Annotated in this window: 10 protein-coding genes; all 10 read left to right on the top strand. The window is 61.5% G+C overall.

What is annotated here, in order from left to right; all coding sequences use genetic code 11:
* Positions 1–177: 177 nt before the first annotated feature.
* The 10 genes from SPBM01_RS08410 (at position 178) to kdpB (ending at position 15663) form a co-directional block, all read left to right on the top strand.
* Positions 178–1023 (top strand): IS5 family transposase, encoded by an 846-nt coding sequence (locus tag SPBM01_RS08410; RefSeq protein WP_188062258.1) that lies wholly within the window; start codon positions 178–180, stop codon positions 1021–1023.
* Between the two features lie 148 nt (positions 1024–1171).
* Positions 1172–5092 carry a lamin tail domain-containing protein gene (locus tag SPBM01_RS08405; protein WP_188065027.1) on the top strand — a complete coding sequence of 1307 codons (3921 nt, stop codon included), beginning with the start codon at positions 1172–1174 and terminating at the stop codon, positions 5090–5092.
* 167 nt (positions 5093–5259) lie between these two features.
* Positions 5260–6456: a glycosyltransferase gene (locus SPBM01_RS08400; RefSeq protein WP_223177803.1), complete on the top strand. Its 1197-nt coding sequence runs from the start codon at positions 5260–5262 to the stop codon at positions 6454–6456.
* A 105-nt stretch (positions 6457–6561) separates the two neighbouring features.
* Positions 6562–9627, top strand: coding sequence for a cadherin domain-containing protein (locus SPBM01_RS08395; RefSeq protein ID WP_188065024.1), 3066 nt, complete (start codon positions 6562–6564; stop codon positions 9625–9627).
* A gap of 327 nt (positions 9628–9954) precedes the next feature.
* Positions 9955–10296 carry a DUF6481 family protein gene (locus SPBM01_RS08390; RefSeq protein WP_188065022.1) on the top strand — a complete coding sequence of 114 codons (342 nt, stop codon included), beginning with the start codon at positions 9955–9957 and terminating at the stop codon, positions 10294–10296.
* A 235-nt stretch (positions 10297–10531) separates the two neighbouring features.
* A complete protein-coding gene (locus SPBM01_RS08385; RefSeq protein WP_262504368.1) occupies positions 10532–11143 on the top strand; it encodes a spermidine synthase in 612 nt (203 codons plus the stop codon).
* Between the two features lie 41 nt (positions 11144–11184).
* Positions 11185–11547 (top strand): YciI family protein, encoded by a 363-nt coding sequence (locus tag SPBM01_RS08380; RefSeq protein WP_188065020.1) that lies wholly within the window; start codon positions 11185–11187, stop codon positions 11545–11547.
* Positions 11548–11811: 264 nt separating this feature from the next.
* The gene (gene kdpF / locus SPBM01_RS08375; RefSeq protein WP_188065018.1) at positions 11812–11901 is read left to right on the top strand and encodes a K(+)-transporting ATPase subunit F; all 90 of its coding nucleotides are present in this window, start codon (positions 11812–11814) and stop codon (positions 11899–11901) included.
* A 14-nt stretch (positions 11902–11915) separates the two neighbouring features.
* Positions 11916–13619 carry a potassium-transporting ATPase subunit KdpA gene (gene kdpA, locus SPBM01_RS08370; RefSeq protein ID WP_188065016.1) on the top strand — a complete coding sequence of 568 codons (1704 nt, stop codon included), beginning with the start codon at positions 11916–11918 and terminating at the stop codon, positions 13617–13619.
* 13 nt (positions 13620–13632) lie between these two features.
* The gene (kdpB, locus tag SPBM01_RS08365; RefSeq protein WP_188065014.1) at positions 13633–15663 is read left to right on the top strand and encodes a potassium-transporting ATPase subunit KdpB; all 2031 of its coding nucleotides are present in this window, start codon (positions 13633–13635) and stop codon (positions 15661–15663) included.
* The last annotated feature ends 10 nt before the right edge of the window (positions 15664–15673 follow it).

The following is a 15673-nucleotide window of genomic DNA, read 5'->3' as shown; positions in this document are numbered from 1 at the left end:
TTGTGGCCGATCATGCCATGAGCTTGCGACCCTGTCCGCGTGCCGGATGCGATCGCCCGTCCCAGTTTCACGCTGCTGCATAGCGATTGTCATCTAAGAGGCTGACCGAAAAAGAAGTTGGGTGATATCAGCGAGATGTGATTCAGTCGGAGTTGCGAAACGACGACGGAGTGACACATGTGGACCGACACCACCCGGCGGCAGTATGCCAGAGCCGAACTGCTTTTGCCAAGTGATCTGACTGACGCGGAATGGGCGATTTTGGAACCGCTGCTCCCACCGCGTTCGAAGCTCGGTCGTCCGCCAGTTTGGGATTACCGGCAGATTGTCGAGGCGATCCTTTATCTGCTTCGGGGCGGCCTGCCGTGGCGGATGCTGCCGCCAGGGCTATTTCCGCCCATGACCACTGTACAGCATTATTTCTACCGATGGAGCGCAATGGGTGTGTGGAAATCGATCAACCACGCCCTGCTGCTAATGGCACGTGAAGCGATGGGTCGGGAAGCTTCTCCCAGCGCGGGTGTCATCGATAGCCAAAGTGTGAAAACGACAGAAAGTGGCGGCCCACGGGGCTTTGACGCGGGCAAGAAGATCAAGGGTCGCAAACGGCACATCGTCACAGACACGCAGGGCCTGCTGGTCGGTGCCATCGTTCACACCGCCGATATCCAGGATCGCGACGGTGCGCCTGACGTCCTTGCCAGCATCCGCCAAACCTTCCCGTGGTTGCGTCACGTCTTCGCCGATGGGGGATATGCCGGGGACAAACTGCGCACCGCGCTCACCAAAATCGGCACATGGACCTTGGACATAATTAAGCGCTCCGACGCCGCCAAGGGCTTCAAGCTTCTGCCACGCCGCTGGGTAGTCGAGCGGACAATCGCATGGCTGAACCGCAACCGCCGCCTCGCCAAGGACTTCGAGCGAACCATCGAAAGCGCCACCACCTGGCTTTTCATCGCATCCGTCAACCAAATCACCCGCAGAATCGCACGCGACTGTAATCAAAACGCTTCTTTATGAGTCAGCCTCTAAGCGTCATTTTGATTGCCTAGATGATGGGATTAACGGGGAAATAACCAGATTCTCAGTTCCAAAGATGTAAAGTGGAATTGGGTATTTCATGCCGATTCTCCGAATAACATGCCACCGCAATGCTTCGGAGTTTTCCATGGATCTTTCGAATTACGTCCGCGTCGGTCGCTATGACCTGCCTGAACCCACCCGCACGACGGCGTCGACCGGCAACTTGCTGGGGCAGGAAGCGTCCGGTGTGGCCTATAATTGGGATAGCGGCACCCTGTTCCTCATTGGCGATGGCGGGCGTTCGATCACGGAAGTCAGCAAGACCGGCCAGTTGATCAGCACGATGACGCTGGGGGCAGGCAGCAGCCCGCAAGGCACGGCTTTCTACGATCCGGAAGGCATTACCTATATCGGGGGTGGCCAGTTCGTCTTTACCGAGGAACGCGACCGCAATGCCGTCCTGATAACCTATGAGGCAGGCGCTACCAAGGATCGGGATGACGCGCAGGTCGTCAATCTTGGCACTTTTTCGCCCAATATCGGGCTTGAAGGGCTGACCTATGATCCGCTGACCGGCGGCTTCATCTTCGTCAAGGAAGCCAGTCCGATCGGCGTGTTCCAGACGACGCTGGATTTCGCCAACAACATTGCGAGCAATGGATCGGCCAGCACGGAAAACGCGGTCAATCTGTTCGATCCCGCGCTGCTGGGTCTGTCGGACGTGGCCGACATATTCGCATTGTCCAACCTGGCGTCGGAAGCCAGCGGGGCGGATGCCGCGAACTTGCTGATCATCAGCCAGGAAGAAGGCAAGATCATAGAGGTCGATCGCGCCGGAAATATCCTGAGTCAGTTGGTCATCCAGACGGACGCAGGCAATCCGCTGGGCGTCAGCGATCAGCAGCATGAAGGCATTACGGTCGATAGCAACGGCTTCATCTATGTGGTCAATGAAAATGGCGGCGGTGATGCCGACCATCCGCAACTGTGGGTCTATGCCCCGGCCGATTTCCCCAATGCAGCACCGAGTGCGATCGCGCTGGGCAATGCGCTGACCATCGTTGAGGAAAATACCGGCACGGCGCAGCGCTTCAAAGTCGCCGACATACTCGTCACCGACGACGGCATCGGCGTCAATGCGTTGAGCCTGTCCGGGGCCGACGCGGCTATCTTCGAAATCGACAGCACGGGCCTTTACCTGAAGGCCGGAACCGTCCTCGATTTCGAGACGAAAACCAGCTATGCCGTCACCGTCGCGGTAGACGACGCCAATGTCGGCACCAGCCCCGACGCCACGGCCGACTATCTGCTGACCGTGTCCGATATTGCGAACGAAAGCAGCGCGCCGACGCTGTTCATTTCCGAAGTCGCCCCCTGGTCCAGCGGCAACAGCCCGATCGGCTTCGACTGGTTCGAAGTCACCAATAATGGTGCGGCTGCGGTCGACATCACGGGTTGGAAAGTGGACGATGACTCCGCCGCATTCAGCAATGCGCGCGCGCTCAACGGGATCACCAGCATCGGTGCGCGCGAATCCGTGATCTTCTTTGAAACCAGCAATCTGGAAGCTGCCAAGACGGCGTTCATCAACAGCTGGTTCGGTGGCGTGACCCCTGTCGGTGTGCAGTTCGGCAGCTATACCGGCAGCGGTATCGGCCTCAGCACCGGCGGCGACCAGGTCAACCTGTTCAACGCCGCAGGCGAAGTGCAGGCCAGTGTCAGTTTCGGCGCATCCCCGACGGCCAGCCCGTTCGCGACATTCAACAATGCCGGTGCCATCAACAATGGCGCGATCATAACGATGAGCGAAAGCGGCACCAACGGCGCCTTTGCGATCACCACGACGCAGGCGACGGTGGAAATCGGTTCGCCCGGCACGGTCGGCAAATTGTTCGTATCGGAAGTCGCGCCCTGGGCCAGTGGCGACAGCCCGGTAGGTGCCGACTGGTTCGAAGTCACCAATAGCACAGGCCTTGCGATCGACGTCGCCGGATGGAAGGTCGATGACAATTCGCAGTCGCCCGTCGCGGCCGTCGCACTGAACGGCATCGGCAGCATCGGTGCGGGCGAATCCGTCATCTTCATCAACGGCGATGCGTCCGACGTCGCCGCCTTCGTCGACACCTGGTTCGGCGGGACTTTGCCGACTGGCCTACAGATCGGCACTTATGACGGTTCGGGCATTGGCCTGAGTACCGGCGGGGATCAGGTCAACCTCTACGACGCCACCAACATGCTGCGCGCGAACATCTCCTTCGGTTCGGCCAGCACGCCGCCTGCGCTGGCGACGTTCGACAATAGCCAGGGCATCAACAATGCCGGGGTTACAATGTTGAGCAGTCCGGGCGTCAACGGTGCCTTTCAGGTCGCGACCCTACTTGGCACGACCGAGACGGGATCGCCCGGCACCATCGTCACCATCATCAATGATGACAATGCCGCACCGACTGCCATCGCCCTGGACAATGTCGTCGCGGCAATTGATGAAAACAGCAGCACGCTGGCGCGGATCAAGGTTGCCGATGTCGCCGTTGCCGACGATGGCCTTGGCACCAACGCATTTGGCCTGACCGGGACGGATGCCGCTTTCTTCGAAGTGGACGCTATGGGCCTTTACCTGAAGGCTGGCACGGCCCTCGATTTCGAGAGCAAGGCCAGCTACGCGGTTTCCGTCACCGTCGATGATCCTACGGTCGGCACGACGCCGGATGCCAGCGTCGATTATCTGCTGGCGGTCAACAACATCGTCAATGAAGGCACTGGTCCGGCCATTCGCATCACCGAAGTGGCACCATGGTCGAGCGGCGACAGCCCGGTCGGCGTGGACTGGTTCGAAATCACCAACTTCAGCGATGACGCAGTGACCATTTCCGGCTGGCGCGTCGACGATGACTCCAGCAATTTTGGCAGTTCGGTCACTCTGAACGGTGTCACCACCGTTGCGGCGGGCGAGTCCATCATCTTCCTCCAAACCAACAACCTGGCTTCGACCAGCGCCGCATTCCTGGCCAACTGGTTCGACGGCACGATGCCTGCCGGTGTACGGTTCGGCAGCTACACCGGATCGGGCATTGGCCTTAGCGGGGGTGGCGACGCCGTCATTCTGTTCGATGCCGCTGGCACCGTCATGGCGAACGTGACGTTCGGGGCAGCAACGCCGACCCCGACACTTGCCACTTTCGACAATGCAGAGGGTTTGAACAATGTCCTGCTGAGCAATCTGGCAGCCCAGAATGTCGATGGCGCTTTCACCATCGCCAATGTGCAAGGCAATAGCGAAACGGGTTCTCCGGGGGCCATTGCCGTTTCGGTCGTGCGGGGCGACGATGGCGACAACAGCCTGTCCGGCGATGTCCGCAACAACATCCTGTCCGGCGGTTCTGGCAATGACCTGATGCGTGGCGGTGCGGGCGACGACGTGCTGAACGGCGGACAAGGCGCCGACATCATGTTCGGCGATGCTGGTAGCGACACGGCCAGCTATGCCGATGCCGCGAGCGGCGTGACCGCCAACTTCCTGATCGGCATCAATGCTGGGGAAGCGGCAGGCGACAAATATCGCAGCATCGAAAATCTGGTGGGGTCGCGTTTCGATGACATGCTGACCGGCGACAAGGGCGTCAACATCATTGATGGCGGTGCGGGCGACGATGTGCTGAACGGCGGTGAGGGTCGCGATACGTTGATCGGTGGCGCAGGCAATGACAGGCTTGTCGGTGGACGCGGCGCGGACATACTGACCGGCAATGCGGGCAGTGACATGTTCGTCTTTGCGACGCTGGATCATTTGAGCGCTGGCAAGACGAAAACCGATATGATCACCGATTTCGTGGCAGGCGAGGATATGATCGACCTGAGCGGGATCGACGCCATTTTGGGCGGAGGCGATGACGCGTTCACCTTCATCCGCAATGGCCGCTATAGTGGGACTGCCGGTGAATTGCGCTATTTCGTCGACGGCGGCGACATCTATGTCGCTGGCGATGTGGGAGGCGATGGCTTTACCGATTTCCTGATCAATGTCGGGAATGTCGGCAGCCTTTCTGCCGAAAATTTCCTGCTCTGAATGGAAGTCATGATTGCGGGGGCGGCACGACGCTCCTGCAATCGGCCAAGGCGGCCCGACCTGTGCCATATTGTCATACGACTTGTGCTGTCCCGTCGGGATAGGCACCATGGTCTTGCACGGGGAAATGGGGAAACCAGCTTAATGGCATCATGGCGCGGATAATATTGGCATCCGAACTGGGCGGCAACCTGGGCCATGTGACCAAATTGGGTGCCATTGGCCGGGCATTGGTCGCCAATGGTCATGACCTGATCTTCGCGGTCCAGCGGCCGGACGCTTTGCGGGCGATACGGGACGTGGCTGAAGCCGGTCGCGTGCGGCAGGCACCCATTTGGCCCGGCCTGCTGACGCTGACGCGCGATCTGCCCCATTTGCCGGTGCAAAATAGCTATGGCGATATATTGGCAGCGGTCGGCATGGCTGATTCCGGGGTGTTGGAATATCTGTTGCGCGCATGGGAGGGGCTGTTTTCCGATGTCGCGCCGGATTTGCTGATCGCCGAATTTGCCCCGGCCGCGCTACTGGCGGCGGCGGGCCGAATTCCCCGCATCGCTGTTGGCACCGGATTTTCCGTGCCGCCATCCCACCTGCCGGGCTTTCCTGCTTTCGACCCCGGCCACAGGACCGTGGTGGAGGAAGCGGCGCTGCTGGCCATCGTCAACCATGCCATCGCCCGATTGGGGCGGTCACCCTTGCAACGACTGGGCGATATTGCGCAGGCAGAGGCGCTTTGCCCATGCGTGTTCGCAGAACTTGACCCCTATGCCGATGACCGGGTTGCGCCCGTGCTGGCACCAATGCTGTCCGGCCCGACGGGACAGGCCAAAGGGGGGGAGGCGATCTTCGTCTATCATCCGGCCGGGGCGGGCGGGCGGAGCGATGCGTTGGAAGCTGCGCTGGCAATCGTCGCGGGGCGGGGGCGGCGAGTCGTTGCCTATATGCCGGGCATGTCTGCGACTGGCGCACAGGCGCTGGGCCGTGCCGGGGTGGAGCTGGCAAAGGCGCCGTTACGACCGGCTGAGATTGCCAGTCTGGCAGGGCTGGTCGTGACGGCGGGGGGGATCGGCCTGGTTTCCTCTGCGCTGGCGGCCGGGCTGCCCATCGCCCTGTTACCGCACGATGCCGAAAAGCGGCTGACGGCCCGCGCGGTGGCGCAACGGGGGTTGGGCATCATGGTGGGCATAAGCGAGGCTGACCGTTGCCAGCCCGAAGCGTTGGCATCTATCCTGATCGATGCAGCCAGCGACGGTGCGATGCAGCAGCGGTGTCGCGTCGCTGCGCCATCCTTTCGTGCGCGCCTTTCCAAAGATCCCGCTACCGCGATTGTCGATTTGGGACAGTCGCTCCTGCGCGCAGGATAATATAGCGCTTTGGCGTTTGCTTAACGGGCGGACATTCTGTATCGCTTCGGCAACAAAATCCGGGTCGCGCCGATCGCTTGACAGCCTCTGTCCCGGAGTCGTTCCATGCCCGCACCTACCGATCTTCTTGTAAACAGCTTGACCGTTGACGGGTCCGTGGCTCAGATATTCGTGTCCGAAGACGCCCGTTCCGGATTGCGCGTCGCCCGCCTGAGTGCGACGGATGCCGATGCCGGGGACATGTTCACCTATACCTTGCTGGACGATGCGGACGGGCGGTTTTTCATATCCGGCGATGGCCTGCGCCTGACCCAGGGTGCCGTGCTGGACGCCAATGTTCCCGGTGGCGCCTATAGCGTGACGATCCGCGTGACGGATTTGGATGGTAACAGCGTGGATACGCCCGTCCTGATCGGGGTTACGGATGCGCCCAATTATGCGGTGCGAACCGATGGCACCGATGGCGATGACATAGCGGTCGCCACAGATGGCGTGCAGGATATCTTTGTCGCGACGGCAGGCGACGACAGTTACGATCGGGGTACGGTCGCCTATTCCGGCAATCGCAGCGATTACAGCATCGTCTATACGCCCGCGTCGTCCGGGGGATATGGCGGTTATGGCGGGGAATCCACGCCCGCGCAGGTCCAGATCACGGACCTTAGGCCCGGCGGACCGGATGGCACCGACCTGATCCTCAATCCGCAATATGCGATCTTCGCCGATGGCGGCTATTCTATCACGGAACTGGCATCGACTGGCGCGACCGGATTGACGCTGGACGGTCGCAACCTGTCGATCGACGCCTATCTGCCGGAAAACATGGTCGTTGGGACGGTCGTGGGCCAATTGGGGATGCGCAGCGCGGACGGCGCCTTGCCGGACATCACGGACATTACCGTCTATGCCTATTATGGCGACGATGCATTCCAATATCAGATCAGGAACGACCTGTTTGCCGTGAACGACATGGGGCAATTGGTGATTGCCGAGCAGTCCAGCTATGAATTCTACAAGGAATTTTACGTCTATGTCGACTATGTCGACCCCGAAGGCAACGCGCTGGGCGACCTGCTCTATTTTGTTGCCGATGATGTGCCTGAACTGCCCGTGTTCGTCGATATCACTGGCCCGCAAAGTGTCGCGGAACATAGCAACCGCTTGACCGATATTCTTGTCGCCAATGTGCAGATTGTTGACGAGGATTTGCTGAACGAAGGCCATGAAATCCTGTTGGACGGGCCGGGCGCCGACCGATTTTATATTAGCGGCACGGAGATTTATCTGCGCGCCGGGGCTGCGATAGATTTCGAGAGCGAGCCGCTTATCACCTTGACCGTGACCATTCGTGACAATGGCGTAACCGATGGAACGGCGATAGTGCGCACGCTGGCGGTCGATGTCACCTTTGCAACATTGTTCGGTACGAGTGGCGCTGACGACATCATCGGTTCCGATTTCATCGATTCCATCGCGGGCATCGGTGGGGACGATATGATCGAAGGCGGGGGCGGTGCCGACAGCCTTTATGGCGGTGAGGGCAATGACGCGCTTTACGGCGGGGATGGAAATGACCTGGTCATCGGTCGTCTGGGCGACGATCTGTTGCATGGCGATGCCGGTGCCGACGATCTTCAGGGCGCGGGCGGCGACGACATGCTGCACGGCGATGCGGGCAATGACGTGCTGATGGGCGGGGCCAATGACGACGATCTGTTCGGTGGCGCTGGCAATGACATGCTCTATGGCGGCGGCCTGCCGGGCGGGGCAGTCGAGTATGACGGTTTTCGCTGGATCGAGATAGGCGCACCGGAATCTGCCGTAGGGCCAACATTCAGCGGCACCACGAACGGGATCACGGTCAGCGGCACAGTGGAGAACCGGGGCGCTCTGGTGTCGGCTATCATCGTCGATTATCAGCAATATACGGTATCAGGCGAACCCTTCGGTCAGACGTCCGCGCTGATGCTGACCGGCGGAGCGCCCAATGTGGCCGATGTCAGCCTGGCCTTTTCATTGGCGGCGAGCGGCGATGACGCCGATGTTTCGGGCATCAGTTTCCGGCTGAACGACATCGACAGCGCAAGTTGGCAGGACATAGTGTCGGTGGAAGCGTTCGATGCGGCGGGGCTGTCCGTTGCTGTGAAGCTGACCGCTGCGGGCGATGACATCGTCACTGGCCAGACTGTGACTGCCGGTCCGGCTTCCGATGAATCGTCGGCCACGCAAAACGGATCGGTCCTGGTCGAGGTGCAGGGACCGGCACATATGATCCGCATTGCCTACAGCAATGGCCTTGGCAGCCAGCAACTGGCCTTCATCAGCGATATTGCCTTCATATCCGATTTTACCGATGGGGATGACGTGCTTCAGGGCGGCATCGGCGACGACGTTCTCTTTGGTGGCCAAGGCACCGACATCGCGATTTTCAGCGGGGATTTTGCCGACTATGCGATCAGCCAGTCGGGCGATTTGCTGACGATCGCCGACTTGCGGGCAGGGCCGGACAGTGATGGCACCGATACTGTGTCGGACGTCGAAACATTCCGGTTCGCCGATGGCGACCGCGCCGTGACGGACCTTTTCGCGACATTGCCGATCATCGGGACGGACGATGCGGACATTCTGGCCGGCGGGGATAATGCCGACTTCGTCTATGGACTGGGCGATGACGATCAACTGTTCGGCTGGGGCGGCAACGACACGTTATATGGCGGCGATGGCGATGACAGCATCGGCGGGCAGACGGGCAATGACACGCTATATGGCGGTGCCGGGTCGGACACCCTGTCCGGGGGCATCGGCGACGATATTCTGGATGGCGGCGCCGGGCAGGATACGCTGGTGGGTGGCGCAGGCTTCGACACTTTCCGCTTTTCCGTCGGCGGCACTTTGCATGATCGCGTGAAGGGGTTTGTCAAAGGCGAAGACCGGATTGAAATCTCGGTCGAAGCGTTCGCATCGCTTGGCGTTTATGGACTGGGCATCCTCGACCTGGGCGAGCTGACCTATGGTGCCAAGGCGACGGCTGCGGGGCAGCATTTGATCTATAATCAGTCCAAGGGGCATTTGCTGTACGACGCCGATGGCGCCGGCGGACAGGCCGCAGTCATTATCGCAGCCTTTACCGACAAACCCTTGTTGGCACCGGAAGATATCCTGCTGATCTGACCAGAGGCAGGGTCAGCGCCGGTTTTTCCTTGCTTTTATGTGCGAAGCCACGCACAGGGCCGTCAACTTCGGCGTGTCAGCATGGCCTTTGTAATGCGAAGATCACAGGCTTGAGTGCTGTAAGCGGCACCAGTCATTTGGCTTTGACAGTCGAATATTCTCTCTGGCAGCGCGTACATTCGGGTTCGGCTGGGGTGCCTGATGCACTGCTATCGGGATTTGCGATGGGCCAAGGCCAGAGGGATGTCGCAGCAGGATTTGACGCGCCGGGTGGTTCGATATCGCCAGTCTGGCTTTGGACCAACTAAGAAGGAATGATGCGGATTTATGCGAGGATATAAGGAACCCGGATTTCAGGACCGGGTCGCAGCAGCCAAGGACGCCAAGCAAAAGGCGCTGGAGCGGTTGCGCGACAAACCTCCTGTGGACGAAGCCGAGCAGGCGCAGCGGCTGGCCAACCGGCTTGCCAAGGAAGCAGCGGCGCGTGAGCGGCGCGAAGCGACATTGCGCGAACGCGAAGCCGCTGCGGCAGCGCGCCGGGCGGAAGCCGAGCAGGCTGCTGCGGCAGACGAGGCGGCAAAGGCTGCGTCCGCGCCGGTCGTCATGACCGAGGCCGAGCGCAAGGCAGCGCGTGACGCGCGCTATGCCGCACGCAAGGCGCGCAAATAAGGCGCTATGCCGGGCGTTCTGCACGGATTGCCATTTCGATAGAATGTCGATTGTCGGCATGACCGCATATGAAGGATGATTTCTGGACCAGATACATAGTGCCGATGGGCAGATAAATCGCGCCGACCATGTTCGACCCTTATCCGCCGATGCAGATGCATATCAAACGGACGTTTCTGATCCTGTAGAGATTATCGACATTGCGGACATTCCGGGCGGTGGACAATTGCGCCTGTTGAAATCGGGAAATGATTTTTCGATTCAATATGGTTCGGAAGAACTGATGGGCAGTTGCGACCATGTTTCGGAAGAAGCATTGGCGACGCTGACCTGCGATCGGCTGGCCGATGGGCATGGACAGGTGCTGATCGGCGGGCTGGGCATGGGGTTTACGCTGGGCGCGGCGTTATCCGCATGGTCGCCCCGGTCGGCCATTACCGTGGCGGAGCTGGTCCCCAAGATCGTGACCTGGGCCAAAGGGCCGCTGGCGCATATTTTCCGCGATCATCTGTCCGATCCCCGCCTGACCATCGAAGTGGCGGATGTGCATGATGTGATTGCGGGGGCGACGGACAGGTATGACGCGATCCTGCTGGACGTCGACAATGGCCCGGACGGGTTGATCCAGGCGGAAAATGAGCGGCTTTATTGCCCATGGGGATTGCGGTCGGCCTATGCCGCGCTGACCGTTGGCGGTGTGCTGGCGATATGGTCGGCCTATCCGGCTGCGGATTTCGACGCGCGGCTGGCCGAGGCCGGGTTCGATGTCGAGGAACGGCGCGTTCCTGCCTTTGCCGGTAGCCAGGATGATTTCCATCACATCTGGTTTGCGTCGAAGCCGCACTGAGTGGCACAATAGCCAACGGGCAGGGCAACCGGAGGCGGGCGATGCAAGTGATGGTGCTGGTCAAGGCGACCGTGGATAGCGAACGCGGCTTCGTTGCCACGCCCGATGCCATGGCGGCGATGGGACGGTTCAACGACGAACTGCGCGCGGCGGGCATATTGCGCTTTGCCGATGGCCTGAAGCCATCCTCGTCCGGCAAGCGAGTGGCGTTCGACGGAGCCGAGCGGACCGTCATCGACGGACCGTTCGCCGCCACTGGCGAGCTGGTCGCGGGCTTCTGGCTGTGGGAGGTCAAGGACATGGACGAGGCCGTGGCGTGGGTAAAGCGCTGCCCCAATCCGATGCCCGGACCCAGCGAAATCGAAATCCGGCCCTTTTACGAGGCTGACGACCTGACCAGCTGAACCGGCAGGTTCGCGCAGGGCGACGGTGCGTCGGTCCATTGCCCAATCATATGCAAATACTATGCGATGGCGCGGCCTTGCGTCTCGTATTCCAACGCGCGCCTGTCCTACTTGCCTGACTGCACATGGTTCGTGCCGCCTGTTGCGGCCGCATGGTGCGGGAGCGTTTTTCATGCAGGACATCCTCTGGATCGGCCTCACCCTCATGCTGTTGTCGGCCAGTCTTGGCTATGCCGCGCTGTGCGACAAGGGAGGGACGGCATCATGACCATCGACCTGTGGCTGGCGGCGGTTACCGCGCTGGGCCTTCTTGCCTATCTCGTCGCTGCGCTGGCGCGGCCCGAACGCTTTTAGGGGGGAGGGCTGTCATGACATTGCAGGGATGGGCCTTGATCCTGGCCTTCGTCGCCGTGCTGCTGGCGCTGACCAAGCCGGTGGGGATGTGGCTGTTTGCGCTTTATGAGGGGCGGCGCACGCCGTTGCATGGCGTGTTGGGACCAATCGAGCGCGGCTTTTACAGGCTGGCGGGGATTGATCCGACGGCGGAGCAAAGCTGGCGGCGCTATGCCGTGCATATGCTGATCTTCAACGCGGTGCTGTTGTTCTTCACCTATGCAATCTTGCGGTTGCAGGGCGGGTTGCCGCTCAATCCGCTGGGGTATCCGGGTTTGAGCGCGGACCTGTCGTTCAATACGGCGGTCAGTTTTGCGACCAACACCAACTGGCAAAGCTATGGCGGGGAATCGACCATGTCGAACCTGTCGCAGATGCTGGGCCTGACCATCCATAATTTCCTGTCGGCGGCGACCGGCATCGCGCTGGCGTTCGCGCTGTTTCGCGGCTTTGCGCGGAAGAACGCCAGGGGAATCGGCAATTTCTGGGCCGATGTGACGCGGGTGACGCTGTATCTGCTGCTGCCGGTTTCGATCGTCTATGCGCTGTTCCTGATCGGCAGCGGGGTGCCGCAGACGCTGAGCGGATCGGTGGAGGCGACGACGCTGGAAGGCGCGAAACAGGTCATTGCGCTGGGTCCGGTCGCCAGCCAGGAAGCGATCAAGATGCTAGGCACCAATGGTGGCGGCTTCTTCAACGCCAATAGCGCGCATCCGTTCGAAAATCCGAACGCCATCACCAATTTCGTGCAGATGCTGTCGATCTTCGTCATTGGGTTCGGCCTGACATGGACGTTCGGCAAGGCGGTGGGCAACACGCGGCAGGGCTGGGCGATATTGGCGGCTATGCTGACCATATTCCTGATCGGCGTCACCATAGTTTATGCGCAGGAAGCGGCGGGCAATCCAATGCTGCATGGCCTTGGCGTGGCTGGCGGCAATATGGAGGGCAAGGAGGTGCGGTTCGGCATCGCGGCGTCCGCCCTGTTTTCGGTCGTGACCACGGCAGCGTCGTGCGGGGCGGTCAATGCGATGCATGACAGCTTTACTGCGCTGGGCGGGATGGTGCCGCTGTTCAATATCCAACTGGGCGAAGTCGTCGTCGGCGGGGTGGGGGCGGGCATTTACGGCTTCCTGCTGTTCGCCATATTGGCCGTGTTCGTTGCGGGGCTGATGGTCGGGCGGACGCCCGAATATGTCGGCAAGAAGATAGAGGCGCGCGAAGTGAAGCTGGCGGTGCTGGCGATTGCGGTGCTGCCGCTCATCATCCTGGGCTTTACCGCCATTGCCAGCGTGACGCAGGCGGGGCTGGCCGGGCCGTTGAACAAGGGACCGCATGGCTTTTCCGAAATCCTCTACGCCTTCACCAGTGCGACGGGGAATAACGGGTCGGCCTTTGCCGGGCTGAGCGCCAACACGCCCTTTTATAACGGGATGCTGGGTGTGGCGATGTGGATCGGGCGCTTCTTCGTCATCGTGCCGATGCTGGCCATTGCCGGCGGGCTGGCGGCCAAGACGCCTGTGGCGCAGACGGCGGGGTCTTTTCCGACGACCGGGCCGCTGTGGACGGGCCTGCTGATCGGCATCGTGCTGGTCGTGGGTGGCCTGACCTTCCTGCCCAGCATCGCCCTTGGCCCGGTTGCCGATCATCTCGCGATGATCCGTGGCCAAACCTTCTGAACGGAGACACGACATGGCACGCACAGCGTCCAAATCGCTCTTTACCGCTGACCTGATCCTGCCTGCGATCGGCGAAGCGTTTCGAAAATTGTCGCCCCGGCAACTCATCCGCAATCCGGTGATGTTCACGACCGCGATCGTCGCGGTGCTGCTGACGATCTTGCTGGTCGTGGGCAGCGACGAACTGGGAACAGGGTTCAAGCTGCAACTGGTCATCTGGCTGTGGCTGACGGTGTTGTTCGGCACCTTTGCCGAAGCGATTGCCGAGGGGCGGGGCAAGGCGCAGGCCGCGTCGTTGCGCGCGGCCAAGGCGGAACTGACGGCACGGCGTCTGAAAGGCGACGGGCGGGAGAGCGAGAGCGTGCCGGCCAGCGCGTTGCGGATGGGCGATATCGTGCTGGTGGAGGCGGGCGACCTGATCCCCGCCGATGGCGAAGTGATAGCGGGGGTGGCTTCGGTCAACGAAGCGGCGATTACCGGCGAATCCGCGCCGGTGATTCGTGAGGCGGGCGGCGACAGGTCGGCGGTGACGGCGGGAACACGGGTGCTGTCGGACGCAATCCGGGTGCGGGTGACGGTTAATCCGGGGCAGGGTTTCCTCGACCGGATGATCGCGCTGGTCGAGGGGGCGGAGCGGCAGAAGACGCCCAACGAAATTGCGCTGACGCTGCTGCTGGTGGGGTTGACCATCATCTTCCTGATCGCGGTGGCGACGATCCCCAGCTTTGCGACCTATGCGGGCGGGACCATCCCCGTGTCGATGCTGGCGGCGTTGTTCATCACGCTGATCCCTACGACCATCGCGGCGTTGCTGTCGGCGATTGGTATTGCGGGCATGGACCGGCTGGTGCGGTTCAACGTGCTGGCCAAGTCGGGCCGGGCGGTGGAAGCGGCGGGCGATATCGACGTGCTGCTGCTCGACAAGACCGGGACTATCACGGTGGGCGACCGGCAGGCGAGTGCGTTTCGGGCCGTGGGTGGCGTGAGTGCAGCGACGCTGGCGGAGGCGGCCTTGCTTGCCAGTCTGGCCGATGAAACGCCGGAGGGCCGGTCTATCGTGGTGCTGGCGCGCGAGCAGTTCGGCCAGTCGGCGCAGGCCTTGCCCGACGGGGCGCAGGTCATTCCCTTTACCGCGCAGACCCGGATTTCCGGGGTGCAGATCGGCGACAAGCGGATCATCAAGGGGGCCGTGGATTCGGTGCTGAAGGCGCTGGGGACGCCGACCCGCGATGACGCGGAATTGCGGCGGATCACCGACGAGATTGCGCGCGCGGGCGGCACGCCGCTGGCCGTGGCGCAGGACGGACGATTACTGGGCGCGATATTCCTGAAGGATGTGGTGAAGGCGGGTATTCGCGAACGGTTCGGCGAATTGCGGGCGATGGGTATTCGCACGGTGATGATCACCGGCGACAATCCGCTGACCGCTGCGGCGATTGCGGCGGAAGCGGGGGTCGACGATTTCCTCGCTCAGGCGACGCCTGAGGACAAGCTGGCGCTGATCCGCAAGGAGCAGGAGGGCGGGCGGCTGGTCGCGATGTGCGGCGATGGCACCAATGATGCGCCCGCACTGGCGCAGGCGGATGTCGGCGTGGCGATGAACACCGGCACGCAGGCGGCGCGTGAGGCGGGCAATATGGTCGACCTCGACAGTGACCCGACCAAGCTGATCGAGGTGGTCGGCATCGGCAAGCAATTGTTGATGACGCGCGGGGCGCTGACGACCTTTTCAGTCGCCAATGACGTGGCGAAATATTTCGCGATCATCCCGGCCATGTTCGTGGTGCTGTATCCGGGGCTGGGCCTGTTGAACGTGATGGGGCTGAACAGTCCGCAGAGCGCGATCCTGTCTGCCATCGTCTTCAACGCGATCATCATTCCGTTGCTGGTGCCGCTGGCGCTGAAAGGCGTGACCTATCGCCCCATTGGCGCGGGACCGCTGCTGGCGCGGAACCTGGCCATTTATGGGCTGGGCGGGCTGCTGTCGCCGTTTGTCGGCATCAAATTGATCGACCTGGCCGTCAGCGGCCTGGGTCTGGCCTGAAAGGATCAGC

It is taken from the genome of Sphingobium sp. KCTC 72723, assembly GCF_014280435.1.
Classification (GTDB): Bacteria; Pseudomonadota; Alphaproteobacteria; order Sphingomonadales; family Sphingomonadaceae; genus Sphingobium.
This window is presented reverse-complemented; position numbering and strand designations above follow the sequence as displayed.

Excerpts from the sequence above, each read along its gene's own strand:
- kdpB (WP_188065014.1), top strand. The coding sequence starts at position 13,633 with ATGGCACGCACAGCGTCCAAATCGCTCTTTACCGCTGACCTGATCCTG.
- SPBM01_RS08410 (WP_188062258.1), top strand. The coding sequence starts at position 178 with ATGTGGACCGACACCACCCGGCGGCAGTATGCCAGAGCCGAACTGCTT.
- SPBM01_RS08390 (WP_188065022.1), top strand. The coding sequence starts at position 9,955 with ATGCGAGGATATAAGGAACCCGGATTTCAGGACCGGGTCGCAGCAGCC.
- kdpA (WP_188065016.1), top strand. The coding sequence starts at position 11,916 with ATGACATTGCAGGGATGGGCCTTGATCCTGGCCTTCGTCGCCGTGCTG.
- SPBM01_RS08380 (WP_188065020.1), top strand. The coding sequence starts at position 11,185 with ATGCAAGTGATGGTGCTGGTCAAGGCGACCGTGGATAGCGAACGCGGC.
- SPBM01_RS08405 (WP_188065027.1), top strand. The coding sequence starts at position 1,172 with ATGGATCTTTCGAATTACGTCCGCGTCGGTCGCTATGACCTGCCTGAA.
- kdpF (WP_188065018.1), top strand. The coding sequence starts at position 11,812 with ATGACCATCGACCTGTGGCTGGCGGCGGTTACCGCGCTGGGCCTTCTT.
- SPBM01_RS08395 (WP_188065024.1), top strand. The coding sequence starts at position 6,562 with ATGCCCGCACCTACCGATCTTCTTGTAAACAGCTTGACCGTTGACGGG.